The following is a 25,414-nucleotide window of genomic DNA, read 5'->3' on the forward strand; positions in this document are numbered from 1 at the left end:
CGCCGGACAACCAAGAGGTCGCTTTTTATGGTCAACAATTGGTTAACACCGGAAAGAAAAATGCGCCGACCCCCCGAAATTGGGTGTTCTCATGCAACGTATTGGGGATCATGCGACGATTCGCGGGGATTGCGGCTTGTGCGGCCCGTGGGGCTTGCTTATAGGCCGCGCCCAGCGGGAAGCTTGAGTACCGGAAATATCCGGGCTTGCGGGCGAAGCGACCTGTCGACGCGACTTATTTGGTGAGAGGGTCGAATGGCCGCAACGGCTACGAGCGACATGGAAAAACTGGCCAAAGCCCGCGCGGCGGTTGGCGACAACTATACTCCCAGCGAAGACGAAGAGTATATGAGCGAGCGTCAGCTCGACTACTTCCGCATGCTGCTGCTCGACTGGAAGAAGTCGATCCATGACGCAGCGGGACAAACGCTTCAGTCACTGCAGGATGGTCCAATCCGTGAGCCGGATCTTAACGATCGCGCCTCGTCGGAAACCGATTGGGGGATCGAACTGCGGACGCGCGATCGCCAGCGCAAGCTGATTGCCAAGATCGATGCCGCGCTGCGCCGGATTGACGCCGGTGAGTACGGATACTGCGAGGTTACGGGCGATCCGATCGGTCTCAAGCGCCTGATTGCCCGCCCTGTCGCGACGATGACGGTGGAAGCGCAGGAAGCGCACGAAAGGCGCGAAAAGATCTCTCGCGACGATTAACGCGTTTACCCTTTTCTTAAGGAATGACCCCTTAGTCTGGGGCGAGCAACGTCCATGTTCTGCCATGGCGGGGCCAGTCGATCTGGAACGACAGGAGGGATAACCGCCACGATGTCTGCGCTCGACACTCGCAATGTCAGCCGTGACAGCCTGTTCCTTTTCGCGGAACTGGCTTTCGATGGGCAAATTGATCCTGTCCGAGTCAAGGTGCGCAACCTTTCGGTGGGCGGAATGATGGCCGAAGGCGGCGTCGTCGCGGCTTGGGGCGCGCGACTCACGGTGAAGCTGCGCAATATCGGTGATGTGAAGGGCACGGTGGCCTGGGTGCAGGGCAATCGCTTCGGTATCGCCTTCGATCATGAAATCGACCCGCAACTGGCCCGCGCGCCGATTGCCGGGAGTGACGACGCCACCCCACGCTATGGGCGGCCGGCGCCGGGGGGCTATCCCGCAACCGGCGGGCACGGAATGCGTCCACTCTGAAAACTGGAGGCTGACGCCTCACCCAAGCCCTGCTAGTCGGAGCGCATGCGTATCGTCGCCGCCATTCTGCTCGCGCTTGCAACCGCTGCCTGCGGCGGCAGTGTTGATGACGGCATCGTCGATGTGGCCTTCATTGCCGCGCCTGACGAACTCCAGACCGATGGTCTTCGCCTTGATTTTGCGGGCGAGCATCTGCGCGCCGCCACCGCCCAGGGGCTGGTGGCGCTCGATGCGTCGGGCGCGGTGGTTCCGGCGGTTGCCGAACGGTGGATCGTTACCGACGACGGGTCGAGCTACATCTTCCGTATCCACGAATACGACATGGAGAACGGTACCCGCCTGACCGCCCAGGCGGTTCGCGACAACCTGAGGCGCACGTTGCGGCGGCTGGAAGGGACCTCGCTCGGCCTCGATCTCGCCAAGGTGCGCGAAGTTCGCGCAATGACCGGCCGGGTGATCGAGATTCGCCTGACGAGCCCGATGCCAGACCTGCTCCAGCTGCTGGCGCAACCCGAGCTGGGCCTGATCATCGACAAGCGGTGGCTAGGTCCCATGCGGCTGGTCGCCGAGGATGACGTGGTGGTGCTCGATGCCCAGCCCCCCGAAGCGCGTGGTTTGCCCAGCCAGCCGGGATGGGAAGATGCCGTTAGCCGCGTGCGTGTCTATGCCGAGAGCGCCAAGGACGCGACCGAAGGCTTCGGAGACGGGCGCTTCGACCTGGTGTTGGGAGGCACCATCGCGACACTGCCGCTGGCCGATACCGGGCCCCTGACGCGCGGGACGATCCGGCTCGATGCGGCGCTCGGCCTGTTCGGGCTCGACGTCCAGAAACCGACCGGTTTTCTCGGCACGTCGGAGAACCGCGAAGCGCTGGCGATGGCGATCGATCGGGCAAATCTGCTGCAGGCCTTCAATATCGGCGGCTGGATTCCGACGACGCGGGTGGTTGCGCCAGGACTGCCGGGTGACGGCGGCACGGTTTCCGAGCGCTGGACCGATCTCGACCTTGGCGAGCGTAAGGCCCTCGCACAGTCGCGGGTTGCGCAATGGCGCGCGGGTCTCGGTCCGCCACGGGTATCGATCGGCTTGCCCGAAGGTCCTGGATCCGATCGTCTGTTCACCGCCCTCGCGCGCGACTTTGCCGCCATCGGCGTTTCGGCATCGCGCGCGTCCGACCCCGCCAAGGCCGACCTCGTCCTGCGGGACAGGGTGGCGCGTTTCGGGGCAGCAAGCTGGTTCCTCAACCAGTTCAATTGCCGTGTGTCGAAAGTGGTCTGTGCAGAGGGCACGGACTATCTCGTCGGCCTGGCGAACGAAGCGAAGGACCCGGCGGAAGAAGCTTCCTACCTAGCCGAGGCCGAGCAGGCGCTGACCGCGACCAATCTCTATATCCCGCTCGGCGCGCCGATCCGCTGGTCGCTAGTACGCGGCGATATCGGCGAGTTCCTCGAAAACCGCTGGAACATTCATCCCTTGTTCCCGCTGTCGCGCGCTCCCATTTAAGGGGGCATGGTCGAACCGACTTCCCGTGCCCGCCCCATAGGCGTCGAATTGCCGATCGGGACCGATGCGGTCTCGGTGCGCAAACGCATCGAAGCGATGGAGCAACTGCTCGAGCGGAGCTTCGTCCTTCCGGGTACCAACTATGCGATCGGACTCGACTCGATCGTCGGGCTGATTCCGGTGGTGGGCGATTTCATCACCGCGGCGATGGGCGCCTATATCGTATGGGAGGCCCGCAATCTCGGCCTGCCCAAATGGAAGCTGTGGCGCATGGCGGGCAATATCGCCTTCGACACCGCACTCGGTGCGGTGCCGCTGGTGGGCGATGCCTTCGACCTCGCCTTCCGCTCGAACAGCCGCAACCTCAAGATCGTGCGGAAACACCTCGACAAGCACCATCCGCACACCCGCGTGATCGAGGGGTAGTTTCATCGGTGACGATTGCGCGCTAGTGCATGCGAATGGCGCAAGACGTTACCTATGGATCCTATCTCGACCTCGATCGCATCCTCGCGGCGCAGCATCCCGCATCCGACGCGCATGACGAGATGCTGTTCATCATCGTCCACCAGGCCAGCGAGCTGTGGCTCAAGCTGTGCATCCACGAATTGCTGGCGGCGCGCGAATGCATCGTGGCCGACCGCTTGCGCCCGGCCTTCAAGATGCTCGCCCGTGTGGCGCGCGCGCAGGGGCAACTGATCCAGAGCTGGGACGTGCTCAGCACGATGACACCGCACGATTATTCGACCATCCGCCCGCACCTGGGCAAGTCGAGCGGCTTCCAGAGTGCGCAGTACCGGATGATGGAGTTCCTCCTTGGTGGGCGGAAGCCGAAGATGGTCGAGATGCATGAGGCAACCCCCGCCGTGGCGGCGGAGCTACGCGCCGAACTGACCCGCAAGAGCATCTATGCGGAAACCGTGGCGCTGCTCGCCCGGCGCGGCTTCGCGATCCCGCAGGAGGTGCTCGACCGTCCGGTGGGTGAACCCTGGGCACATTCGCCCGAGGTCGAAGCGGCCTGGGCCGAGATCTATCGCGACCCGCAGGAACACTGGGACCTCTACGAACTGGCGGAAAAGCTGGTCGATCTCGAATATCACTTCCAGCGCTGGCGGTTCGGCCACCTCAAGACCGTCGAACGGATCATCGGCTTCAAGACCGGGACCGGCGGAACCCCCGGCGTGCCCTACCTCGAAGGCGTGCTGAAGGCGGCCTTCTTCCCCGAACTGCTCAGCGTCAGGACCGCGATATGAGCCGCATCTGGGACATCTCCCAGACGCTCGGTCCGGGCCTGCCGGTGTGGCCGGGCGATACTGCATTCGCCTTCGACCGAAGCTGGCGGATGGAGGACGGCTCGCCGGTCAATGTCGGGCGGATGACCATGTCGACCCACTCGGGCACGCATGGCGATGCACCGCTGCATTACGCCGCCGACGCGGCCGACATCGCGAGCGTTTCGCTGGCGCCCTACCTCGGCGAGTGCCTGGTGGTCGACGCGCGGCATGCCCGTGACGCGGTGCGGGTGGACGACCTGCCCGACCTCGGCGGCGCGGCACGCGTGTTGCTGCGCACCTTCGAGGCGTTTCCTCATCAGGCGTGGGACAGTGGTTTCACCGCGATCGCGGCGGAGACGATCGAGTGGCTGGCTGCGCAGGGCGTGGTGCTGATCGGGACCGACGCCCCTTCGGTCGATCCGCAGGAATCCAAGACCATGGATGCCCACAAGGCGGTGCTGCGCAACGACATGCGCATCCTCGAAGGGCTGGTGCTCGATGACGTGCCACCGGGCCGGTACGAGTTGATTGCCTTACCGCTCAAGATCGCGGGCGGCGACGCGGGCCTGTGTCGCGCGATCCTGCGCGAGCTGCCCGATGCTTGAGCGCGCCCGCACGCTCGACGCGGGTGACCCGCTGGCGCGCTATCGCGAACGCTTCGACCTGCCCGAGGGCGTCGTCTATCTCGACGGCAACTCCCTCGGTGCGCTGCCCAGTGCGACCCCGCAGCGTCTGGCCGAGGTCATGCGTGGCGAGTGGGGTGAAGGGCTGATCCGCAGCTGGAATTCCGCCGACTGGATCGACCTGCCGCATCGCGTCGGCGCCAAGATCGCGCCGCTGATCGGGGCTTCTGCAGGCGAAGTGATCGCCTGCGATTCTACGAGCGTGAACTTGTTCAAGCTGATCGCGGCGGCGCTGGCCCTGCAAAAGCAAAGGGGGCACCCCGGGCGCAAGACCATCCTCAGCGAACCGGGCAATTTCCCGACCGATCTCTACATGATCGAAGGGCTCGAAAGGCAGGGTCTGGCGCTGCGCCGGTTGGCCGCGCGCGACACCATGGCGGACGCGATAGACGATGATGTCGCGCTGCTCATGCTGACACATGTGCACTACAAGACCGGCGCAATCTTCGACATGGCCGCGCTGACCGCCGCGGCCCATGCCAAGGGCGCGCTGGTGCTGTGGGACCTGTCGCATTCGGGCGGTGCGCTGCCCGTCCACCTCAATAGCTGCAATGCCGATTTCGCGGTTGGCTGCGGCTACAAATACCTCAATGGCGGACCGGGCGCCCCGGCCTACCTGTTCGTGGCGGACCGCCTGCAGCAGGCCGTGGATCAGCCGTTGACCGGCTGGATGGGTCATGCGGCGCCCTTTGCCTTCAGCGACGATTACACGGCAGCTCCCGGAATCGGGCGGATGCTCTGCGGCACCCCGCCGATCCTCGGCCTGTCCGCGCTCGAGGTGGGTGTCGATCTCATCGCCGAGATCGGGGTGGGGCGGCTCTATGCGAAATCGCAGCAGCTTTCGGAATTCTTCCGCCAATGCCTGTCCGAACTGGGGATCGAGCTCGAGCTCGTGAGTCCAACCAAACCGGCGCACCGTGGCAGCCAGCTCTCCTTCCGTCATCCCGAGGGCTATGCCATTTGCCAAGCGCTGATCGCGCGCGGCGTGATCGGCGACTTCCGCGATCCCGACATCCTGCGCTTCGGCTTTGCCCCTGCCTACCTGCGCTTCGAGGATATGGCAGAGGCCGCGCGGCACCTGTCCGAAGTGCTGGCCAGCGACGAATGGCAACGCGAGGAATTCCGCGATCGCGCGGCGGTAACCTGAGCGTCCGATTCTGGGTGGAAGGCGGACTCTACTTGGGCTCCAGACCAGCCGATTGGATGGAGTCAGATTGCTGAAATTTGAGACAGCGTTCGCGAGACCCGACACGTTTCCATGGTGTGACTCTGGGGCTGGGAATTTGAACCTCATGGAGAGTCAAAGGCGGGATCGTCCCAATCGAGATCGTCTCCTCGCCTTTGCTTGTTTGCCATCTTTTCCTGTTCGGACCATGCCTCGACGAAAAGCCGGGCACCCTCGTCGAGTTTTGCGAGAACGTCCGACCCAGGGTGGCCGGTCGTCACCGAACTAACTCCGGCCATGGCGCGCAAATTGCTGGCGTCGGTTGCATCGACGATTGCAACGCTCCTGCCCAAGGCCTGGAGAACTTGCCCCGCCGACTCGAGCTTCTCGAGGTCAGTCGAGCCATCGAGGATTACGAGCCAGCGGGTCATTCGCTGTTCCTACAGTTAGCCGAACTCGCCGACCAGCACGCCGGTGTCGAGGTCTCCCCCCTCTGATCCGTCTCCACCGATCCCTCCGAATCCGTCCTGGGCATTCTCATCTTCAGGACTTGCCTCGGGTGGAGCACCATGGTCGGCGTCGACCCCGCCCAGTCCACCGAAGCCGTTATGGCCATGATCGGTATGCGCGAGATCATCGGCAAACTGGACAGCGTGCTCTGATGCGTCCGTATGGTCGGGAGCGGATTCCGGCGCATCTCCGGCGAACATGCCTCCGAAGGAGCCGACCTCATCCTCGGCACTTGCAGCCTGCTCTTCTTCGGAGATCAGGACGAACTCGCCGGTGTCCACATCTTCGCCCGACACCGCGGTTGCTTCGCCAAACAAGGCCTCCCCCTGTCCTTCGATCGGCCCGTCATCGAGCGCTGACACCTCGCCGAGGGCAGAGGAAAGTTCGAGCGCTTGCACCGTTGCCTTGGGATCGGTGATTTCGATATCGATCAGGCGTAGGCCATTCTTCGACCATTCTTCCCACTTGGCCTTGAAGTTGGGCCAGTCGGCGCCGACCCACAGGCCATAGCCGCCGACTCCGCTTGCGAAAACGCCAGAATAGCGTTTCTGTCCCCCGAAGTTGGTGACCTCGATGTCGACCAGGCGCATTCCCTTGCCTGACCATTCCTTCCACTTGGCAAGGAAGCTCTTCCACGTCGCGTTGACCCACAATCCATAGGCACCGTTTCCGGCACGGAAGACCCCGGTGTAGCGGCGCTGGCCGTTGAAATTGGTGATCTTGAGATCGACGAGGCGCAGCCCCTTCGCAGACCATTCCTGCCATTTCGCGATGAAGCTGGCGTAAGTGACATTGGCCCACAGGCCATAGGCGCCACCGCCCGCCAGGAAAACGCCGGTGTAGCGGTTCTGGCCTCCCGTACGAACGACATCGACGTCGACGAGGCGCAAGCCCTGCCTGGACCATTCCTGCCACTTTGCCGTGAAAGACGCCCAGCTTGCGTTGACCCACAGGCCGTGCTTGCCCGTGCCAGCGCGCCAGACTCCGTTATAGCGACGCTCGCCGCCCGCCTGCACGATCTCGATGTCGTGCAGCCGCAGGCCCTGCTTCGACCACGCCTGCCACTTGTTCACGAAGCTGTTGTAGCTCGCATTCACCCACAGGCCGTATTTGCCCGACCCGGCTACAAACACGCCCGAATAACGTTGGTCGGCGAGCGGGAATCCGAGGTGGTAGGGCGTGACATTGCACATTTCCCAGCTGTTGCTCTTCATGATGCAGGGTACGCCGCCGCCCGGCGCTCCGTTGGCGCAATTCGAATTCGGCTTGCCGTAGTACCCCCATGATCCGCCGACATTGCAACCGCTTGCTGCATATTCGTCGGGAGCGTTGAATACGTGGCCCGTTTCATGCGCGAACACGCGATCGATATTGTCCGGTCCCCAACCATCGTTGGCATAGTCCATGACCAGCCGAGGTCCTCCGATGGAGGCATAGGCGAAATGGCCCAGCGGATACTTGGTGAAGAAGGCGACATAGGCCCAGTTGGTATTGAATTTCGAACGCAGGTCGTTGGCGTATTTGCCGACGTTGCCGAGACCCGCTCCGTATCCGAGCGCTGCCATTGCCGGGTCGCGCCAGCGCTCTTCCTTTTGCGCAAAGGTGGGATTGCCGGTCAGAGGCGTCGTGGTCAGCTTGGGGTTGCGGATTTCGTAGACGAACTGGACCGCTCCCGCCGGATTCTGCGCACCGAGCCATCCCAGGCCGTTCTGAACCTCGGCGATGACCTTGAGCCGCTCGGCCGCAGTGAACTTGAGCGCGTTGGTCGGTCCTTCGACGATGACGATACCGACTGCCACCCTTCCGGTCAGGCGCGCGCTGGTCGGCGCGCCGGCCTGCGCGTCCAGTCCGTGCGCTTCCATGCCTGCCTGTTCTGCGGCCACCTGGGCGCACATCAGCGGCTCGCCGCCTTCGGCCGAGTCCCAGCTTTCCCCGGCACGGGGACGTTCGGCCTTGGCCTTGTTGAACTTGGCAGACTGGCGCAGGGCGAATGCTTCCACACCCAGAGCTTCTTCCTCGCTCAGCGAGTCCATCATCGCCTTTTCGGCAGCCGTCGCGTCTTCGACAATTTGCGCACGGCCCAAGGTCAGCGAAAGCGGCTGTTCGGCCCCGGGAGGCATCTCGGCGATCGCCACGCGTTCGCCATACTGGTGCATGATGCGCCCGCCGGCTGCTTTCAGCGCCGCTTCGGGGGCGCGTGCAGCACCGCCTGCTGGAGCTATGATCAATCGTTCGCGAACACCCAAGTCTCCAGCCATCTTCTCTCTCCTAATTCGACGAACGACGAAATATAATGACGGCAGCAATAGCCGCCGCCTAAAAAACGGACGCGAGACGACCCCAAAATTTTTATGATTTGCTCACTCAAGCACAAGTGAGTCGAAGAACTTTATATCACGATTCCCAATTTTCACAAATCAGAGAATTTGTATAAGCTTTTAACTTACATAAACCTTGATCTTAAAAGGAAATGTCCGATTCGTTAGAAGAATGCCATCTAATCGACTCATAATGTGGCAATTGTGAGCGCAATGAGTTGGCTAGAGCCGGAAGCCGGCCAGGGCGGCTCAAGGCCAGATCATCCGCGCCCGCGGTAGGGTGGCACACCCTGGTCGGGCAGCCACAGGTCCTGGGGCGGTGCGTCTTATAAAGCCAATTTCGGGCAACCCTTGAGTCCTGCTATGGACACGGCTGTTCACGACACATTCTGGTAGCGTAACACGTTCGGACCCAGCTGCTCTGGCCCGAGAATATCGTGAGCGGTGTCCGCAATCAGGTCGTGATCGGACGGTCCTCTTCTGGCACACCCGGTGCACGGTCAAACTGTCATGATGTGGGTGGTGAGCGGACAAAGAATCTAGCGAACCTCCATAAACCCAGTATCTATAATGGGATGACTTGCTCTGATGATTGTGAATCCCGCTTTCACATTCCTGTTGAAGTTCGTGAAAAGGGGACGAACTGCTCACGCTATAATCTCTGGCTGATCAGTCAGGCCAAGAGTTGCCGCACTCGCGACCGGGGCAAGATTGACCCACTTCCCCCTTTGTCGGAATATCAGATCGTCATTCATTCCGCTGTGGTTCGCTCGAAGGGCCTCGATGAGTACACAGGCGAGCCGCTGGAGTGGAATCGAATAAACCACCATCGACCTGCCGCAGGTGGGCGAAGGAAACACGTCGTTCGTGGACGTTGGCCTAGCGTCGATCATTACCATGGAACGGGTAAGTTGAACTACCGGATATGCTCCGGTCTCGTGAATCTCGCAAAAGGCCCCTTAGACCATCAACAGTTCGTTGAACTATGTCGGAAGGTGGCGGACAAACATGCCGGTTGGGGCAAACAAGGCAAGGAAGCGAGATGACCGCTTTCGGGTCGCTAGCCGACGGTCCGCTCCTCGCACATCGCTAGCTCGGTGAAAGCGTCAACAGATGGGTGGGAGGCGGACACTAGTCTTTGTAATCAAGGCGCATGAATAAACGGGTGGCCCTTTGCTCTTTAATGCTGTTTGCAGCCGGTTGCGAACAAATGCAGCCCTCCTTTCGCAAGCAGGCGACACACACGACCTAGGTGACTTCCGAGTTGAGCAGATCACCATTGTGCCAAAGACACCCTTTCCCGGAGATGGGTACGATGGAGACGGGTTTCTGAAAGTCGAATTGGTCTCTTCGCGTCAGCTAACGCATGAGTATCCAACCTACTGGCTGGGGGTCGCGTCCGATTATTGCCCTTTAACCGATGACCATCACCTGATTGCATTGGGCTCACTCGATCAAGGTGGCAGCTTCTGGGGTAAAGATCCGCCGGTGAAACAGTCTCCAGATGGGAAGTATCGCTACCAAACTTATGTGGTTTGAGCATATCCGCCGCCCGGCAAGACGCATGACAACTATAGCACTCCCCGGACAGGGCGAATGCCCAGAGCGAATAAGATATTGTCGAGAACGAGGAAGACCTGTGCCTACAAATCTTCGGCGGAGATCATGACAATGTTTTCGCTAGGTCTTCAGTTACTCGCTTGAACCATGCGACCATTCTAAACACGGCAATCGAAGCCCAAGATAAGGGTACGCTCTAGCGGACAATGTCCGCAACCGGGTCGATTCCAGCCAATCGAGTCATGCGTCCTAGGTCAACTATGGCCTAAAGCCTGCGGCTGCTGCTCCAGGTGAGAAGCCTTGTGAGGGGCACCCGCTTTCCTACATCGGCACTTGCATGGCAGGTCTTTTGCCATGCTTGTTCCCACCTCTTGGAACTCCGATCCCGGAAGGCGACACCGCGCAGTCCGTGATTCTGTGCAACACCCTGTTATCAGGGATGAAAATGCACGGCCGTTATTTTTCGAAACGCCCCGGTCGGTGTTCCATCCCGGTGGCTTATTCTTCCAGCTCGATGTCCCAGTAGAGCCAGTCGCGCCAGGTTTCGTGGAGGTAGTTGGGCGGAAATTGCTTTCCGTGCTGCTGCAGCTGCCAATGCGTCGGGCGGATCGGCTGGGCGTAGAGATGCATGCCTGCCTGCTTGGGCGTGCGCCCGCCCTTCTTCATGTTGCAGGGCGCGCAGGCAGTGGCGATATTCTCCCAGGTGGTCTTGCCGCCGAGGCGGCGGGGGAGGACGTGGTCGAAGGTGAGATTGTGCATGTCGCCGCAGAACTGGCAACTGAAACGATCGCGCAGGAACACGTTGAAGCGGGTGAAGGCGGGAAATTCGCTGGGCTTCACATATTGCTTCAGCGCGATCACGCTGGGGATCTTCATGTCGAGGGAGGGCGAGTGAACTTCGCGGTCGTAGGTGGCGATCACGTCGACCCGGTCGAGGAAGATGGCCTTGATCGCGGTCTGCCAGGGCCACAAGCTCAGGGGATAGTAGGAAAGCGGTGTGTAATCTGCATTCAGGACGAGCGACGGACACGACTGCAGCTTGCGCGTCGGGTCCTCCTCGGTACTTCGAAACCGGGCAGCTCTTTCAATCAGTTCGGCCTTGAACACCTTGTGCGTTCCTCCCTGATGTCGCTGAAAATGCACTTGCACGGGGAAGCGTCAAGACTGTTACAGACAGGCTATCCACAAAGTTATCCTCCGAGTCGCCTGCAGGACTGCCCAGTTTGACCGTCACGCGCTTCGCTCCCAGCCCCAACGGACCGCTGCATTTGGGGCATGCCTATTCGGCGGTCATCGCGCATGATCGGGCGATGGAATGGGGCGGCCGCTTCCTGCTGCGGATCGAGGATATCGACGGTACGCGCTCGCGCCCCGAACTGGCCGAGGCGTTTCGCGAAGACCTCGCCTGGCTTGGCCTGACGTGGGAGGAAGTGCCCGCGCAATCCACCCGGTTGGCCAGCTATGACACGGCGGCGCGCAACCTGCTCGAACGGGGCCTGCTCTATCCCTGCACCTGCACCAGGGCGGAGATCGAGGCGCTCGAGCCGCATCTCGGCTCGGAAGGCCTGGTCTATCCCGGCACCTGTCGCGGGCAGACAACCGATCCGGGGCGCCCGACGGCCCTGCGGCTCGATGTCGAGCGCGCACTGGCGGAGGTCGGCGAGGTGTGGTGGGATGACGAGATCGCCGGCCGCATCGTCGCCGACCCGCGCGAGGCGGGTGATGTGGTGATCGTGCGCAAGGACGCGCCGGCAAGCTATCACCTCGCGGTAACGCTGGACGATGCGGTGGACGGGATCACGGTGGTAACGCGCGGGCAGGACCTGTTTCCTGCCACCAGCGTGCATCGCCTGCTGCAGGCCCTGCTCGGCCTGCCGGTCCCGCGCTGGTACCATCACGGGCTGCTGATGGACGAAGATGGCAAGAAGCTCGCCAAGAGCCGCCGCTCGGGCGAGCGTGGCTATGGCCTCGCGGAACTGCGCCGAGCGGGCGAGGATGGGCCCGCACTCGCCGACCGGCTGCGACGCGGCGATTTCCCTGCTGGCATTACGCTGGCGAGCGCCTAGATTGGAGCCATGACAACTTTCCTCATCATCGTCCTCGTCGTGCTGATGGCGCTGGTCGTTTATTCGCTGGTGCGCGGCATCGTCGCTTTCCTGCAGAGCACCAAGATCGATCTCGAAAGCGGCGAGCAGGTCGACGCGACCGAAATGCAGCTCCTCCAGAACCGCATGATGTTCAACCGCATCAAGTTCCAGGCGCTGGCGATCGTGGTGATCGCGGTGATCCTCGCGATCGCCAACTGACCGCCCGCGGCCGCCGATGGTCAAGCTCAACAAGATTTACACCCGTACCGGTGACGACGGGACCACCGGCCTCGTCGACGGTTCGCGGCTGGCCAAGCACGCGCCGCGGATGGAAGCGATCGGGGCGGTGGACGAGGCGAATAGCGCGCTTGGCCTTGCCGTGGTTGCCTTGGCCGGGACCGAGCATGTGGCCCCGCTGGTGCGGATCCAGAACGACCTGTTCGACCTCGGTGCCGATCTGGCCACTCCGGCGAGTGACGGCGGGGACTTCGCGCCGTCAGAAATGGTCCTGCGGATCGTTGCGGCGCAGCTCGAATGGCTGGAACAGGCGATCGACGCGGCCAATGAACGGCTCCAGCCGCTGACCAGCTTCGTCCTGCCCGGCGGGAGTGAAGCGGCGGCCCGACTGCATGTCGCGCGTGCGGCGGCGCGCCGGGCCGAGCGGGCGATGACCGCGATGGCTGTGGACATGCCGACCAACCCGCAAGCGCTGGCCTATATCAACCGCCTGTCGGACTATCTCTTCGTACTCGCGCGAGTGGCGAACCGCGATGGGGCCGATGACGTGAAGTGGATTCCCGGCGCTAATCGCTAGCCACGCCGCCGCTCGCTCGCTAAGCCGCGCGCTTTGCTGCATGTGCGAAGGAATTTCTCGATGACCAAGACGATCGCCATCATCGGTGCAGGGCAGATGGGATCGGGCATCGCCCAGACCGTCGCCGGGCACGGCATGGATGTGCTCTTGGCGGACGTCAGCCTCGAAGTGGCGCAGAAGGCGCATGCTGGCATCGACAAGGCGTTGGGCAAGCTCGTCGGTCGCGGCAAGTTGGAGATTGCCGAGGCCGAAGCGACGCTGAAGCGGATCAAGCCGGTTGCCGACTACGCGCCGATGAAGGACGCCGACCTGATCATCGAGGCCGCGACCGAGAAGGAAGAGATCAAGAAAGCGATCTTCCACAAGGCGGGCGAGTTCCTGTCGCAAGGCGCGATCATGGCTTCGAACACCAGTTCGATCCCGATCACCCGCATGGCCAATTACTCACCCGATCCGGCGCGCTTTATCGGGCTGCACTTCTTCAATCCGGTGCCCGTGATGGGCCTGATCGAGGTTATTCCCGGGCTCGCCACTGCGAAGGAAACCACCGACCGGACGGTCGCCTTTGCCGAAGGCCTGGGCAAGGAAGTGGTGCTGAGCCAGGACGAACCCGGTTTCGTGGTCAACCGCATCCTGCTGCCGATGATCAACGAAGCGATCTTCGTGCTTGGCCAGTCGACCGCGGGGATCGAGGATATCGACAAGGGCTGCCGGCTTGGTCTCAACCACCCGATGGGTCCGCTGCAGCTGGCCGACTTCGTTGGGCTCGATACCTGCCTCGACATCATCATGGTGCTCTACAAGACGACCCGCGACGCCAAATATCGCCCGGCGCCGCTGCTGGTGAAATATGTCGAGGCCGGCTGGCTCGGGCGCAAGTCCGGCCGCGGGTTCTATGATTACTCGGGTGAGGTGCCGGTCCCGACCCGTTGACCGGTGCAGCGGTTTACTGGACCAGCGGTTCGGTGCTGACTGCGGGCACGGTGTCGTTGATCAGGTGGCTTTCGTCGACCGGTTCCGGCTCGACCGGCTCGACGGGGCCGGCTTCCGCATACCAGTCGGCCAGTGCCGGGTCCTGCTGCGGCCGCGACTGAACTCGCGCCGCTTGCGGGAGTGGTGCGGACGCCTGCTGATTGTGCCCGGAGTCCTGGGCGACGAGTCCGTTGGCTCCATCTTCGCCCACCTGGGCGATGACTCCAGGATCGTCCTCGCCCCCAACCAGCATGGCGACGCCCCACAGGAAAATCCCGACCAGCATCAGCTTCTTGCCCTGGTTGGTAAACAGACCGTCTTCCATGGTTGTCGACCATAAGCCGGTTGCAGTTAAGGCTTCGTTGAACCTGCCTCGGCCTTGAGTTCGTAGAGTTTGTCGAGCGCTTCACGCGGTGTCAGCGAGTCGATATCAAGACCATCGAGCCTCTCGCGCAGGCTATCCCGGCGGGGCTCCTCAGCCTGAACGCCGGCGGCAAACAAGGGCAGGTCGCCCAGTCCGGCGGCGATCCCGCCGGTCGCCGCGCGGCCCTTTTCGAGCTTGTCGAGCACCGCCTTGGCACGTTTCAACACGGGCTGCGGCACGCCAGCAAGCCGCGCGACGTCGAGGCCATAGCTCCGGTCTGCGGCACCCACGGCCAGTTCGTGCAGCAGGACAAGATCGCCCTTCCACTCACGCGCGCGGACGTGGTGCAAGCTCAGCGCATCGCAACTCTCGGCGAGGCGACTGAGCTCGTGGTAATGGGTTGCGAAGAGGCAGCGGCAGCGCAGCTGTTCATGCACTGCCTCGACTACCGCCCAGGCCAGTGCCATCCCGTCATAGGTCGAGGTGCCGCGCCCGACTTCGTCGAGGATCACGAAGCTTCGCTCGGTCGCCTGGCTGAGGATCGCGGCAGTTTCGACCATCTCGACCATGAAGGTCGAGCGACCGCGTGCGAGATTGTCGGATGCGCCCACGCGGCTGAACAGGCGGTCGGCCATCCCGATGCGCGCCGTACTCGCGGGGACATAGCTGCCCGATTGCGCCAGCAGCAGGATCAACGCGTTCTGCCGCAAGAAGGTCGACTTGCCGCCCATGTTGGGGCCGCCGATCAGCCACAGCCGGTCGTCGGGGCCGAGCGCACAGTCGTTCGCAATGAAACGCTCGCCGGCGCGCGCCAGCGCCTGTTCCACCACCGGGTGGCGGCCACCAGTCACTTCAAGGCGAGGCTCGTCGAATACTTCGGGTCGACACCAGTCACCCTCGACAGCGCGTTCAGCCAGTGCCGCGGATACATCGATACGCGCCAACGCCGCAGCGGTCGCGGCTATTGCCTCGCGTGCGGCCACGACTTCGCCAACCAGTTCCTCGAAATGCGCTTCTTCCGCAGCAAGCGCATGGCCGCCCGCTTCGGCGATGCGACTCGCTTCCTCATGCAGGCCGAGCGAGTTGAAGCGCACCGCACCGGCCATGGTCTGGCGATGGGTAAAGCCGCTGTCCGCCGCCATCAGCTTGTCACCATGCTTGGCGGGTACCTCGATGAAATAGCCGAGCACCTTGTTGTGCTTGATCTTGAGCGAGGGGGTACCGGTTTCGTCGCGGTATTTGGCCTCGAGCGCGGCGATCGCACGACGAGCGTTGCCGCTGGTCTCGCGCAAGGCGTCGAGCGCATGGTCGTAGCCGCTTGCGATGAAACCGCCCTGCTGGCGCTCGGTCGGCGGTGAGGGCACCAGCGCGCGGGACAGGTGATCGACCAGTGCCGCATGTCCGCCAAGCGCACCGGTCATCTCCGCAAGCAATTCGGGCAGGTCGGGGCTTCCGGAAAGCATGTCGCGCACCCGCCGCGCTTCGCTGAGGCCATCGCGGATCTGGCCCAGGTCGCGCGGGCTTCCGCGCCCCGCCACCAGCCGCCCCAGCGCACGCCCGATATCGGGTGCCTGACGCAGCACTGCGCGCAGATCCGCGCGCAGCAGCGGATCGGCATGGAAATGGTGCACCGCCGCCAGCCGGGCCTCGATCGCGTCGCGATCCGCCAGCGGCGCGGAAAGGTCTTCGGCCAATTGCCGTGCGCCAGCCCCGGTGACGCAGCGATCCATGCAAGCGATCAGGCTCCCTGCGCGGCCGCCGCCCTGCGCCTCGAGGATCTCGAGGCTTGCACGGGTGGCGGCGTCCATCGCCAGGTGCGCGCCGGAACCGCGCGCTACGGGTGGGAGCAGGAAGGGCAGGTTTCCGCGGCCAGCGTGTTCGAGATAGGCGACGAGTCCCGCGGCGGCCGCCAGCATCGGGCGGGTGAAAGTGCCCAGCCCGTCGAGGGTGGCAAGGCCGTGGAGCGTCTTCAGGCGCGTTTCGCCGTCGTCGCTGCGGAAGGCGTTTCGTGGGCGCGCGATCACGCCATGTGGCGCGTATTCCCAGTCGTCGGGTCCAACCACCTCGCTTGCGCCCAATCGGGCAAGAGCCGCATCGAGCGCCGCGGGTGTGCATTCCTCCAGCTCCATCCGTCCGGTCGAAATATCGCAGGCGGCCAGCCCCACGCCATCGCGTACAGGAGCGACCGCCACCAGCAGATTTGCCCGACGTGGTTCGAGCAAGGCCTCTTCGGTCAACGTGCCCGCGGTGACGAAGCGGACGATGTCGCGCGCCACCAGCACCTTGGAAGAAGGCAGGCCCTCGCGCTTCGCCCGAACCTTGGCTTCTTCGGGCGTCTCTACCTGCTCGGCGATGGCAACTCGGCACCCAGCCTTGATGAGCCGCGCCAGATAGCCTTCCGCCGCATGCACCGGGACACCGCACATTGGTATCTTGTCGCCACCATGTTCGCCGCGACTGGTCAGCGCTATGTCGAGCACGCCAGAGGCGATCTTGGCGTCTTCGAAGAACAGCTCGAAGAAATCGCCCATGCGATAGAACAGCAGCGCATCGCCAGCCTCGCGTTTGAGCGCGAGATACTGCTGCATCATCGGGGTGGGCTGATCGGCCATGCTACCAGCCGTAGCGGTGGGCTTTCCGATTCGGGAAGCGCTGGATGGCAGGTTTCCCCTACCGCTCCGCGCCCGACCGCGTTAGGGCAGCGGGCAAGCGACAAGAGGCGGATATGTCAGAAGACGAAACCAACGCATTCAAGGCGCGCGAAGCGCTCTTCTACCACGAGACGATTCGTCCGGGTAAGATCGAGATCATCGCCTCCAAGCCGATGGCAACCCAGCGCGATCTCAGCCTCGCCTATTCACCCGGGGTCGCTGCGCCTGTCGAGGCGATCGCCGCCAATCCCGCCGATGCCGCGCGCTACACGGCGCGCTCCAACCTTGTCGCGGTGATCTCGAACGGCACCGCCATTCTCGGCCTCGGCAATCTCGGGGCGCTCGCGTCCAAGCCGGTGATGGAAGGCAAGGCGGTGCTGTTCAAGCGCTTCGCCGACGTCGATGCGATCGATATCGAACTCGATACAGAGGACCCGGATAAGTTCATCGAGGCGGTCGCGCTGATGGAACCGACCTTTGGCGGCATCAACCTCGAGGACATCGCCGCCCCCGAATGCTTCATCATCGAGCAGGCCCTGCGTGAGCGGATGAACATTCCGATCATGCATGACGACCAGCACGGCACCGCGATTATCTCTGCGGCTGGGTTGATCAATGCCTGCTACATTACCGGGCGCGAGCTCAAGGATGTGCGCATCGTGGTGAATGGCGCTGGTGCGGCTGCGCTTGCCTGTACCGCGCTGATCAAGTCGGTCGGCGTACCGCATGAAAACGTCATCGTGTGCGACCGTTCGGGCCCGATTTACCCGGGCCGCGATGGTGTCGACCAATGGAAGAGCGCGCATGCCGTCGAAACCGCTGCGCGCAGCCTCGAAGAGGCGCTGGTCGGCGCCGACATCTTCCTGGGCCTTAGCGCCGCAGGGGCGCTCAAGCCCGAATGGGTCGCGAAGATGGCCGACAAGCCGATAATCTTTGCCATGGCCAATCCGGTGCCCGAGATTATGCCCGACGAGGCGAAGGCGGTCCGTCCCGATGCGATTATCGCCACCGGCCGTTCGGACTTCCCCAACCAGGTCAACAACGTCCTCGGCTTCCCCTTTATCTTCCGCGGTGCGCTCGACGTCCAGGCGACCACCATCAATGAAGAGATGAAGGTCGCCGCGGCACGCGCGATCGCGGAACTGGCGCGGCAAAACGTGCCAGAGGAAGTGGCAGCAGCCTATGGCAAGAACCACAAGTTCGGCACTGATTACATCATCCCGGCGCCCTTTGACCCGCGCCTGATGGAGGTCGTCTCCAGCGCGGTGGCAAAGGCGGCGATGGAATCGGGGGTGGCCAAGGCGCCGATCGCCGATTTCGATGCCTATCGCACTTCGCTCAAGGCGCGACTCAATCCGACGACCTCGGTGCTCACCGGGGTTTATGACCTGGCCAAGGCCAACCCGAAGCGGATGGTGTTCGCCGAGGCGGAAGAGGAAGTCGTGCTGCGCGCTGCGATTCAGTATCGCGATTTCGGCTATGGCCAACCGATCCTCGTCGGCCGGACCAAGGCGATCGCCGACAAGATGCATATCCTGGGGGTAAGCGACCCGGGCAGCTTCGAAATCCAGAACTCTGCGGATTCGAAGCTGGTGCCGCAGATGGTCGACTATCTCTACAAGCGGCTGCAACGCAAAGGCTATACCCAGCGCGACGTTGCCCGCATGGTCAACCAGGAACGCAACGTGTTCGCCGCGCTGTTGGTCGCCCTGGGGCATGGCGATGCGATGATCACCGGCCTGACCCGGACCTTCGCCCAGACCGCGCGCGAGGTGAACCGGGTGCTCGATCCCAAGCCTGGCGCGGTGCCGTTCGGCATCCACATGATGATCGGCAAGAACCACACGACCTTCCTTGCCGACACCACCATCAACGAACGTCCGACGGCCGAACAACTGGCGCATATCGCTAAGGAAACCGCGGCGGTGGCGCGGCGCATGGGGCATGAGCCGCGCGTTGCCTTCCTGTCCTATTCGACTTTCGGCAATCCCTCGGGCCAATGGCTCACTAACATCCGCGACGCGGTGGCGATCCTCGACGCCGAAGAGCCGGGCTTCGAATATGAAGGCGAAATGGCTCCCGACGCGGCGCTCAATCCGGCAGTGATGAAGCTCTATCCCTTCAGCCGCCTGTCAGGACCCGCCAATGTGCTGATCATGCCCGGACTGCAGTCGGCCAACCTGTCGGCCAAGCTGCTGCGCGAACTGGCGGGGAATGCCACCATCGGGCCGATGCTGATCGGCATGGAGAAACCGGTGCAGATCGCGCCGATGACCGCGATTGCTCCCGATGTGCTGACGCTCGCCGTGCTCGCCAGTGCAGGGGTCGTCGGCTAGGCCGGCTCAGGCGAAGTCCTCGCTCTCGTCGACATAGGTCGACAGGTCGATCCAGTGCTTCGCCGGGTCGTCGGGATCGACCATGACCGGTAGCGACTTGTCCTTGAGCGCTTCAGACAGGTCGACCCAGAGCGGGTCGCTGGTGAAGGCATCGATTTTGCCGCTGACCGGGTTAATGCCCTGCGCCGCGACCTTCCACGGGTTGCGCCCATTTATCGATGTCGTGGTGTCGCGATAGCATTCGACGAACTTTGCCATGGTCGGGATACCGCGTGTGCGCAGCTTCGCCACGGTCCAGCGGCGGCGGAAGTAGGCATAGAACAGGCCCCAGCCGACGATCGCGAAGATTCCCCCGAAGCAGAGCAGAAAGGTCGGCAGGAACCAGCGGTCGAAGAAACCGTCGATGACCGCGCGCGTCGGGTTGTCGCGCTGGTAGATGATCGTGACCCGCTCTCCGACATTGTAGCTGGGCGGATTGCTGCCGGTTGATGAGCGATAGGTGCGCGTGCGCCCCTCGCCATCGCGGTACTCGACGACGGGACGATAGCTGCCGTCGCCGTCGCTGTCCCGGCTGTAGTCCAGGTCGACGACGATCCCGGCGGCTTCGATCCCGTTCTGGCTGAAGGAGCGGCTGTAATTGAGCGCGAAACCGCCACCGATCATGATGGCCAGCCCGACGAGCCCGAAGATCAGGCCGATCCAGAACACCATTCTCGGCATGGCACCTCCCCCTAGCACCTACCGTGTAGCGTAGGGGAGAGCGGCTAGAAAGGCAGCACCCGCCCGTTGTAGTCGAGATAGCGGAAGCCGCCGCCGCCGCAGTCGTCAATGACATTTGCAAGGCCCGCCACGCTCTGCGCAACCGTCAGCGGGGCCTGCTGCCCACCCATGTCGGTCTGGACCCAGCCGGGGTGCAACGCGACGACTTCGATATCGCGTGGTTTGGCGTCCTGTTCGGCGAGCCCCTTGGCGAGCATGTTGAGCGCGGCCTTGCTGGCGCGATAGAGCTCGTATCCGCCCGTACTATCGGCGATCGAACCCATGATCGATGACATGAAGCCCAGCGTGCCACCGTCCCTGATCTTGGGCAGCAGGGTGCGTCCGGCCTTCGCCGGGCCGAAGGCATTGGTCATCATCACATGCGCCACTTCCTCGCCGGTTGCCTTGTCGCTCGACTGGTGCCCCGCACCTGAGATACCGGCATTGATCAGCACCGCGTCGAGACTGCCGTCGGCCAGGCCCAGATCGGCATAGCTTGCCGGATCGGTGACATCGGCGGTGACGATGGAGAGGTGGTCGCAGGCCAGCGCATGGAGCCCGTCGCTGTGCGTGCGCTCGCTAGCGATTACCCGCCATCCGCGCGAGAGGAACTCGCCGACTAGTCCCAGGCCGATCCCGCGTGACGCGCCGAAGATGAAGATTGTGCCGTCCGCCATGTGTCTCTCCCGCAATCTCGCTTATCCCAGACCGGTCCGGCTGGTCGGTTCGGTTATTTCCGGCGGAACCGGAAGTACCATACTTCGTGACCGTATACTGTGCGTGCCTTGTGTTCATAGCGCGTTTCGGGCCAGCCGGATGGGCGGTTCTCCCAGCTCTTGCGCCCTTCGACCAGCCATTCGAACTCGGCGGTGAAGCGGCGCATGACCATCAGCGCGTGGCGCAAATAGACCGGGTGGTCGGTACCGAAGCGGAACTCGCCGCCAGGCTTCAGCTTGTCCGCGATCATTTGCACCGGACCATCGTTCATCATCCGCCGCTTGGCATGCTTGGCCTTGGGCCAGGGGTCGGGATGCAGCAGGTAGAGCATGGTCAGCGCGCCATCTGGCACCCGGCGCAACACGTCCAGTGCGTCGCCATGATGGATGCGGACATTCGCCAACCTGCGATCGCGCACATGGGTCAGTGCCTGGGCCACACCGTTGACGAAGGGCTCGGCGCCGATGAAGCCGTGGTCGGGCAGCATGTCGGCTCGCTCGGCCATGTGCTCACCGCCGCCAAAGCCGATCTCGAAATGCAGCGGACGGTCAAAGCCGAACAGAACTTCGGAGGTCACAGGTCCGTCGATTGGGACCGCGATCTGCGGCAGGAGCTTGTCGACGAGTTCCTGCTGCGCTGCGCGCAGTGGTTTACCCTGGCTGCGGCCGTAGAGCCGGTTGAGCGTGGTGGGATCGCCTTCCTTGTGTGCGGTCATGGCGCGCGCGATGGCAAGGCGGGCCGGGTTTGGCAAGCCGAGTCCGAGGCCAACTACCCTCTATGGGGCACCGGCTTCGCCTTGCTCAGCCTGGTCCTCGCCTAGCTCCGGCGATCAGTTCCAGGCGGTCCAGATGCCGTAGGCGCTGGTTAACGACAGCACGATTCCCACGAGGATCAGCATCAATTTCGGGCTGAAGTGTTTCGCTGCGAAAGCTCCGAAAGGAGCCGCAACTACTCCACCTAGCAGCAGGCCCAGGGTTGCTCCTGCCAGGTCAGCAATCCCGAGATGGAAGATGAAGGTTGCCGAAACGGCGAGCGTAAGGAAGAACTCGACCGAGTTCACCGTCCCCACCACCTTGCGCGGCTCGGCGCCCTGGATCAGCAGGTTGCTGGTAACGACCGGACCCCAGCCGCCACCGCCTGCCGCATCGAGGAACCCGCCCACTAGGCCAAGCGGCACCACGTGCTTCGCTTCCTTGAGCTTGGGTGGGTAGAGCAGTCCGCGGATGAGCAGGTAGATGCCGATCCCAGCGAGATAGAGCAGCACAAATGGTTTGATCATGGCAGCATCGACCGAACTGAGCAGATAGGCGCCGGTCACGCCTCCGATCACACCGGGAATGAGCAGGCGAAAGAACAGCTTGCGGTCGATGTTGCCGTTCAGCAGGTGACTGATTCCCGACGTCGCCGTGGTAAAGCATTCCACCACATGGACGCGTTGTGACGCGAGTGCAGGCGGCATCCCCAGCAGGCCGACGAGCAAGGTGTTGGAGATCACCCCGAACGCCATGCCCAGCGCGCCATCGACCATTTGCGCTGCAAAGCCGATCAGGATGAAAGGGACCAACGCCCCTAAATCAAAACCGAACGGATCCATTTTGCGGGGGCGTCCTTCGCCAATTGAAGCGCGGTGAATACAGGCGCTTCAGCGGCTCGCCGAGAGCAGAAAAAACCTTAACCCTGATAGCAAAACGCCCGAGACAATTCTGTCCCGGACGTCCTCGCTATTCCCATCCAAGAGAAACCGAATCAGGCGGCTTCCGCCTCTTCGTTCGGATCGCGGAGCACATAGCCGCGGCCCCAAACGGTCTCGATGTAGTTCTCGCCGCCGCAAGCGTGGCTGAGCTTCTTGCGCAGCTTGCAGATGAACACGTCGATGATCTTGAGTTCGGGCTCGTCCATCCCGCCGTAAAGGTGGTTGAGGAACATTTCCTTGGTCAGTGTGGTGCCCTTGCGCAGCGACAGCAGCTCGAGCATCGCATATTCCTTGCCGGTCAGGTGCACTCGTGCCCCGTCGACCTCGACCGTCTTGGCATCGAGGTTCACGGCCAGCTTGCCGGTGCGGATGATCGACTGGCTATGGCCTTTCGAACGGCGCACCACGGCGTGAATGCGGGCGACCAGCTCTTCGCGATGGAACGGCTTGGTCACATAGTCGTCGGCACCGAAGCCGAACGAACGAATCTTGGAGTCCATCTCGGCAATGCCCGAGAGGATCAGTACCGGGGTCTGCACCTTGGCGACGCGCAGCTTCTTGAGCACGTCGTACCCGTGCATGTCGGGCAGGTTCAGGTCGAGCAGGATGATGTCGTAGTCATACAGCTTGCCCAGATCGAGGCCTTCCTCGCCCAAGTCGGTCGAGTAGACATTGAAGCCTTCGGTCGTAAGCATGAGCTCGATTGCCTTGGCGGTTGTCGGCTCGTCTTCGATCAGCAGTACACGCATGGGTTATCCCCCGTAGCCCTGGTTTCACGGTAACCCCCTGCTAAGAGGTATTGCCCGCTATTAACCACGCAAGATCTGAACGGAAAAGGTTAACGTGAGGTAAAGTGCGTTAACATTTTTCAGTGTTGCAGTCGGGACTCACAAGTCAATTCCGATACTTCGCGCCACTGCCGCCTGGTCATAGTAGGGCCGTTCGACAAGGATTCGGTCGCTCCCTTCAGCGAATTCGAAACTGGCCGCCATACGCATGCGCAGCTTGCGCCCGGTAGCCGGCACGACGCGATCCGGCAGCCGCATCTCGCCAAGGTGTGTGCCAGTCAGCCAGAACTCGACCAGCACGGTATTGCCGGTGTGTGCGATGGCGATGATCTCGTTCCCCTGGTCGGGGAAGACCGAGCGCGATGCGGCAAAATAGCCGCGAACGGCTTCTTCGCCGTCGAACACCTGGCCGGTCGCCATCTCGTAGCGCGGGTGTCCGGCAAAGGTGTCGATCACCCCGTCCCAATCATACACCGTTTCACGGTGCATATGGTCGCGGACCGTCTGGATGCGGCGTTCGGCAAGATCTGGCATCGGCTCTCTCCCCAGGGCGGGGAGCTTTGCAGCATCAGAAGTGCGAGGCGAGCTTTTTCTGCCGTCGTCGCTGGGCGCTCGACCCAATGCCGATTGCCTCGCGATACTTGGCAACGGTGCGGCGGGCGAGATCGAAGCCCTCGTTGCGCAGCAGGTCCGCCAATGCCTCGTCCGACAGGACTTTCTTGGGATCCTCGGCATCGCACAGGGCGCGAATACGCGCCTTGATCGCTTCCGAACTGGCTCCCTCGCCATCGGCAGCGGCGACCCCACTGGAGAAGAAGTATTTCAGCTCGAAAGTCCCGCGCGGACAGGACAGGTACTTGTTGCTGGTCACCCGGCTGACCGTGCTCTCGTGCATTTCGATCGCTTCGGCCACTTCGCGCAGCGTCAATGGCCGCATTGCCGTGACCCCCTCTCGGAAGAAACCTTCCTGCCGCTTCACGATTTCAGCGGCGGTCTTGAGGATGGTGCGCTGGCGCTGGTCGAGCGCCTTGATCAGCCAGTCGGCTTCTCCGAGCTGCTCGTTGAGCCAGGCTTGCGAGGCCTTGTCGCGCGCGCCGGCCTTGAGTTCGACATAGTATTCGCGGTTGACCACCAGGCGCGGCAGGCTCGCTTCGTTCAAGCGAATGTCCCAGCCGCCATCCATGGGGGTCACCAGCACGTCGGGCACCACCGCCGCTTCGCTCGAGCCGCCATAGCGCAGCCCCGGCCGGGGATCGTAGCTGCGCAGTTCGGCCAGCATGTCGGCGAAGTCCTCGTCGTCGACTTCGCACATCCGTTTGAGCCGGGCGATCTCGCCTGCGGCGACGAGGTCGAGGTTGTCAATCAGTCGCGCCATGCAGGGGTCGTAGCGATCTGCCTCCTTGGCCTGCAGGGCGATGCATTCGGCCAGGCTGCGCGCTCCGACCCCGGTGGGATCGAGCGATTGGACAATCGCCAGCGCCCGTTCGACCGCGACCAGCGGTGCACCCAGCTCTTCGGCCAGGACCAGCAGTTCCGTCCCGAGATAGCCCGCTTCGTCGAGTTCGCCGATGATGCGCAGGGCGATAATCGCTTCGCGCGGGTCTTCCGCGACCGCGCCCACCTGGCCTGCGAGGTGTTCGGCAAGGGTTGGTTCGCCACCCGATCGGTTCTCGAGGTCGGGAAACTCCTCACCGCCGGAAGCAGTGCCCGCACGGCCCCAGTCGCCTGCATCGCCTGGGGCCGCTTCGGGGTCGAGCGCGTTGGCGGAAATATCGAGTGCCTCGGTCCCGTCGAAATCGGGCGCGCTGTCATGCTCACCCGCCGGACCAGGCGCATCCTCGCCTGCCTCGCGGCGGACTTCGCCCATCTCCAGCAAGGGGTTTGATTCGAGCGCTTCGGTAACGAAGCTCTCGATCTCCAGGTTGGACAGCGCCAGCAGCTTGATCGCCTGCTGCAACTGCGGCGTCATCACCAGCGATTGGGTTTGCCGTAGGTCTAGCCTCGGACCCAGCGCCATGATTCA

General features: G+C 63.0%; 24 protein-coding genes. 12 read left to right on the forward strand and 12 right to left on the reverse strand.

Annotated features, from left to right (window positions below; translation table 11 throughout):
• Positions 1-279 precede the first annotated feature (279 nt).
• The 7 genes from dksA (at position 280) to kynU (ending at position 5,804) form a co-directional block, all read left to right on the forward strand.
• Positions 280-714, forward strand: coding sequence for an RNA polymerase-binding protein DksA (dksA, locus tag HQR01_RS06560; RefSeq protein WP_407644604.1), 435 nt, complete (start codon positions 280-282; stop codon positions 712-714).
• Positions 715-825: 111 nt separating this feature from the next.
• The gene (locus HQR01_RS06565) at positions 826-1,197 is read left to right on the forward strand and encodes a PilZ domain-containing protein (RefSeq protein WP_173213667.1); all 372 of its coding nucleotides are present in this window, start codon (positions 826-828) and stop codon (positions 1,195-1,197) included.
• 45 nt (positions 1,198-1,242) lie between these two features.
• Entirely contained in the window at positions 1,243-2,700 is a 1,458-nt protein-coding gene (locus HQR01_RS06570; RefSeq protein WP_173213669.1) for an ABC transporter substrate-binding protein, read from the forward strand.
• Positions 2,701-2,706: 6 nt separating this feature from the next.
• Positions 2,707-3,126, forward strand: a complete 420-nt coding sequence (locus HQR01_RS06575) for a DUF4112 domain-containing protein (protein WP_173213671.1) — start codon at positions 2,707-2,709, stop codon at positions 3,124-3,126.
• 35 nt (positions 3,127-3,161) lie between these two features.
• Entirely contained in the window at positions 3,162-3,953 is a 792-nt protein-coding gene (locus HQR01_RS06580; RefSeq protein ID WP_173213673.1) for a tryptophan 2,3-dioxygenase, read from the forward strand.
• On the forward strand, positions 3,950-4,579 hold the full coding sequence (kynB, locus tag HQR01_RS06585; protein WP_173213675.1) for an arylformamidase: 630 nt from the start codon (positions 3,950-3,952) through the stop codon (positions 4,577-4,579). The genes HQR01_RS06580 and kynB overlap by 4 nt, the downstream gene beginning before the upstream one ends.
• The gene (kynU, locus tag HQR01_RS06590) at positions 4,572-5,804 is read left to right on the forward strand and encodes a kynureninase (RefSeq protein ID WP_173213677.1); all 1,233 of its coding nucleotides are present in this window, start codon (positions 4,572-4,574) and stop codon (positions 5,802-5,804) included. Before kynB ends, kynU begins: the two co-directional genes overlap by 8 nt.
• A 143-nt stretch (positions 5,805-5,947) precedes the next feature.
• On the opposite strand, the gene HQR01_RS06595 is transcribed toward kynU, so the two are convergent.
• From HQR01_RS06595 to HQR01_RS06605, 3 genes are all read right to left on the reverse strand, one after another.
• A complete protein-coding gene (locus HQR01_RS06595; RefSeq protein ID WP_173213678.1) occupies positions 5,948-6,253 on the reverse strand; it encodes a hypothetical protein in 306 nt (101 codons plus the stop codon).
• 15 nt (positions 6,254-6,268) lie between these two features.
• Positions 6,269-8,590, reverse strand: a complete 2,322-nt coding sequence (locus tag HQR01_RS06600) for a hypothetical protein (RefSeq protein ID WP_173213680.1) — start codon at positions 8,588-8,590, stop codon at positions 6,269-6,271.
• A gap of 2,118 nt (positions 8,591-10,708) precedes the next feature.
• On the reverse strand, positions 10,709-11,317 hold the full coding sequence (locus HQR01_RS06605; RefSeq protein WP_173213682.1) for an HNH endonuclease: 609 nt from the start codon (positions 11,315-11,317) through the stop codon (positions 10,709-10,711).
• Positions 11,318-11,433: 116 nt separating this feature from the next.
• Between HQR01_RS06605 and gluQRS the strand changes: the two genes are divergently transcribed.
• Genes gluQRS through HQR01_RS06625 form a run of 4 tightly spaced genes read left to right on the forward strand, consistent with a single transcriptional unit; the run spans position 11,434 to position 14,044 of the window.
• On the forward strand, positions 11,434-12,276 hold the full coding sequence (gene gluQRS / locus HQR01_RS06610; RefSeq protein ID WP_173213684.1) for a tRNA glutamyl-Q(34) synthetase GluQRS: 843 nt from the start codon (positions 11,434-11,436) through the stop codon (positions 12,274-12,276).
• 9 nt (positions 12,277-12,285) lie between these two features.
• A complete protein-coding gene (locus HQR01_RS06615; RefSeq protein ID WP_173213686.1) occupies positions 12,286-12,516 on the forward strand; it encodes an HIG1 domain-containing protein in 231 nt (76 codons plus the stop codon).
• A 16-nt stretch (positions 12,517-12,532) separates the two neighbouring features.
• A complete protein-coding gene (locus HQR01_RS06620; RefSeq protein ID WP_173213688.1) occupies positions 12,533-13,111 on the forward strand; it encodes a cob(I)yrinic acid a,c-diamide adenosyltransferase in 579 nt (192 codons plus the stop codon).
• A gap of 60 nt (positions 13,112-13,171) precedes the next feature.
• Positions 13,172-14,044 carry a 3-hydroxyacyl-CoA dehydrogenase NAD-binding domain-containing protein gene (locus HQR01_RS06625; RefSeq protein WP_173213690.1) on the forward strand — a complete coding sequence of 291 codons (873 nt, stop codon included), beginning with the start codon at positions 13,172-13,174 and terminating at the stop codon, positions 14,042-14,044.
• A 13-nt stretch (positions 14,045-14,057) separates the two neighbouring features.
• Here the strand turns inward: HQR01_RS06625 and HQR01_RS06630 are convergent, their stop codons facing one another.
• Positions 14,058-14,408: a hypothetical protein gene (locus HQR01_RS06630; RefSeq protein WP_173213692.1), complete on the reverse strand. Its 351-nt coding sequence runs from the start codon at positions 14,406-14,408 to the stop codon at positions 14,058-14,060.
• Positions 14,409-14,434: 26 nt separating this feature from the next.
• Complete coding sequence (gene mutS / locus HQR01_RS06635) at positions 14,435-17,059, reverse strand: DNA mismatch repair protein MutS (RefSeq protein ID WP_173213693.1); 2,625 nt, start codon at positions 17,057-17,059, stop codon at positions 14,435-14,437.
• A 113-nt stretch (positions 17,060-17,172) separates the two neighbouring features.
• On the opposite strand from mutS, the gene HQR01_RS06640 reads away from it, so the two are divergent.
• Entirely contained in the window at positions 17,173-19,434 is a 2,262-nt protein-coding gene (locus HQR01_RS06640; RefSeq protein ID WP_173213695.1) for an NADP-dependent malic enzyme, read from the forward strand.
• Positions 19,435-19,440: 6 nt separating this feature from the next.
• On the opposite strand, the gene HQR01_RS06645 is transcribed toward HQR01_RS06640, so the two are convergent.
• From HQR01_RS06645 to rpoN, 7 genes are all read right to left on the reverse strand, one after another.
• A complete protein-coding gene (locus HQR01_RS06645; protein WP_173213697.1) occupies positions 19,441-20,154 on the reverse strand; it encodes a DUF3592 domain-containing protein in 714 nt (237 codons plus the stop codon).
• A 44-nt stretch (positions 20,155-20,198) separates the two neighbouring features.
• Positions 20,199-20,870, reverse strand: coding sequence for an SDR family NAD(P)-dependent oxidoreductase (locus HQR01_RS06650; RefSeq protein WP_173213698.1), 672 nt, complete (start codon positions 20,868-20,870; stop codon positions 20,199-20,201).
• A gap of 53 nt (positions 20,871-20,923) precedes the next feature.
• Complete coding sequence (gene trmB, locus HQR01_RS06655) at positions 20,924-21,625, reverse strand: tRNA (guanine(46)-N(7))-methyltransferase TrmB (protein WP_173213700.1); 702 nt, start codon at positions 21,623-21,625, stop codon at positions 20,924-20,926.
• Between the two features lie 114 nt (positions 21,626-21,739).
• The gene (locus HQR01_RS06660; protein WP_173213702.1) at positions 21,740-22,504 is read right to left on the reverse strand and encodes a sulfite exporter TauE/SafE family protein; all 765 of its coding nucleotides are present in this window, start codon (positions 22,502-22,504) and stop codon (positions 21,740-21,742) included.
• A gap of 152 nt (positions 22,505-22,656) precedes the next feature.
• On the reverse strand, positions 22,657-23,352 hold the full coding sequence (gene ctrA, locus HQR01_RS06665) for a response regulator transcription factor CtrA (RefSeq protein ID WP_142787809.1): 696 nt from the start codon (positions 23,350-23,352) through the stop codon (positions 22,657-22,659).
• Positions 23,353-23,490: 138 nt separating this feature from the next.
• Positions 23,491-23,925: an ester cyclase gene (locus HQR01_RS06670; RefSeq protein ID WP_173213703.1), complete on the reverse strand. Its 435-nt coding sequence runs from the start codon at positions 23,923-23,925 to the stop codon at positions 23,491-23,493.
• Between the two features lie 34 nt (positions 23,926-23,959).
• A complete protein-coding gene (rpoN, locus tag HQR01_RS06675) occupies positions 23,960-25,408 on the reverse strand; it encodes an RNA polymerase factor sigma-54 (protein WP_173213705.1) in 1,449 nt (482 codons plus the stop codon).
• Positions 25,409-25,414 lie beyond the last annotated feature (6 nt).

Source organism: Erythrobacter mangrovi, from assembly GCF_013260645.1.
GTDB classification, from domain to species: domain Bacteria; phylum Pseudomonadota; class Alphaproteobacteria; order Sphingomonadales; family Sphingomonadaceae; genus Qipengyuania; species Qipengyuania mangrovi.

Coding starts and splice junctions, on each gene's coding strand:
- dksA (WP_407644604.1), top strand. CDS start 280: ATGGAAAAACTGGCCAAAGCCCGCGCGGCGGTTGGCGACAACTATACT.
- HQR01_RS06565 (WP_173213667.1), top strand. CDS start 826: ATGTCTGCGCTCGACACTCGCAATGTCAGCCGTGACAGCCTGTTCCTT.
- HQR01_RS06570 (WP_173213669.1), top strand. CDS start 1,243: ATGCGTATCGTCGCCGCCATTCTGCTCGCGCTTGCAACCGCTGCCTGC.
- HQR01_RS06575 (WP_173213671.1), top strand. CDS start 2,707: ATGGTCGAACCGACTTCCCGTGCCCGCCCCATAGGCGTCGAATTGCCG.
- HQR01_RS06580 (WP_173213673.1), top strand. CDS start 3,162: ATGGCGCAAGACGTTACCTATGGATCCTATCTCGACCTCGATCGCATC.
- kynB (WP_173213675.1), top strand. CDS start 3,950: ATGAGCCGCATCTGGGACATCTCCCAGACGCTCGGTCCGGGCCTGCCG.
- kynU (WP_173213677.1), top strand. CDS start 4,572: ATGCTTGAGCGCGCCCGCACGCTCGACGCGGGTGACCCGCTGGCGCGC.
- HQR01_RS06595 (WP_173213678.1), bottom strand. CDS start 6,253: ATGACCCGCTGGCTCGTAATCCTCGATGGCTCGACTGACCTCGAGAAG.
- HQR01_RS06600 (WP_173213680.1), bottom strand. CDS start 8,590: ATGGCTGGAGACTTGGGTGTTCGCGAACGATTGATCATAGCTCCAGCA.
- HQR01_RS06615 (WP_173213686.1), top strand. CDS start 12,286: ATGACAACTTTCCTCATCATCGTCCTCGTCGTGCTGATGGCGCTGGTC.
- HQR01_RS06620 (WP_173213688.1), top strand. CDS start 12,533: ATGGTCAAGCTCAACAAGATTTACACCCGTACCGGTGACGACGGGACC.
- HQR01_RS06625 (WP_173213690.1), top strand. CDS start 13,172: ATGACCAAGACGATCGCCATCATCGGTGCAGGGCAGATGGGATCGGGC.
- HQR01_RS06630 (WP_173213692.1), bottom strand. CDS start 14,408: ATGGAAGACGGTCTGTTTACCAACCAGGGCAAGAAGCTGATGCTGGTC.
- mutS (WP_173213693.1), bottom strand. CDS start 17,059: ATGGCCGATCAGCCCACCCCGATGATGCAGCAGTATCTCGCGCTCAAA.
- HQR01_RS06640 (WP_173213695.1), top strand. CDS start 17,173: ATGTCAGAAGACGAAACCAACGCATTCAAGGCGCGCGAAGCGCTCTTC.
- HQR01_RS06645 (WP_173213697.1), bottom strand. CDS start 20,154: ATGCCGAGAATGGTGTTCTGGATCGGCCTGATCTTCGGGCTCGTCGGG.
- HQR01_RS06650 (WP_173213698.1), bottom strand. CDS start 20,870: ATGGCGGACGGCACAATCTTCATCTTCGGCGCGTCACGCGGGATCGGC.
- trmB (WP_173213700.1), bottom strand. CDS start 21,625: ATGACCGCACACAAGGAAGGCGATCCCACCACGCTCAACCGGCTCTAC.
- HQR01_RS06660 (WP_173213702.1), bottom strand. CDS start 22,504: ATGGATCCGTTCGGTTTTGATTTAGGGGCGTTGGTCCCTTTCATCCTG.
- ctrA (WP_142787809.1), bottom strand. CDS start 23,352: ATGCGTGTACTGCTGATCGAAGACGAGCCGACAACCGCCAAGGCAATC.
- HQR01_RS06670 (WP_173213703.1), bottom strand. CDS start 23,925: ATGCCAGATCTTGCCGAACGCCGCATCCAGACGGTCCGCGACCATATG.
- rpoN (WP_173213705.1), bottom strand. CDS start 25,408: ATGGCGCTGGGTCCGAGGCTAGACCTACGGCAAACCCAATCGCTGGTG.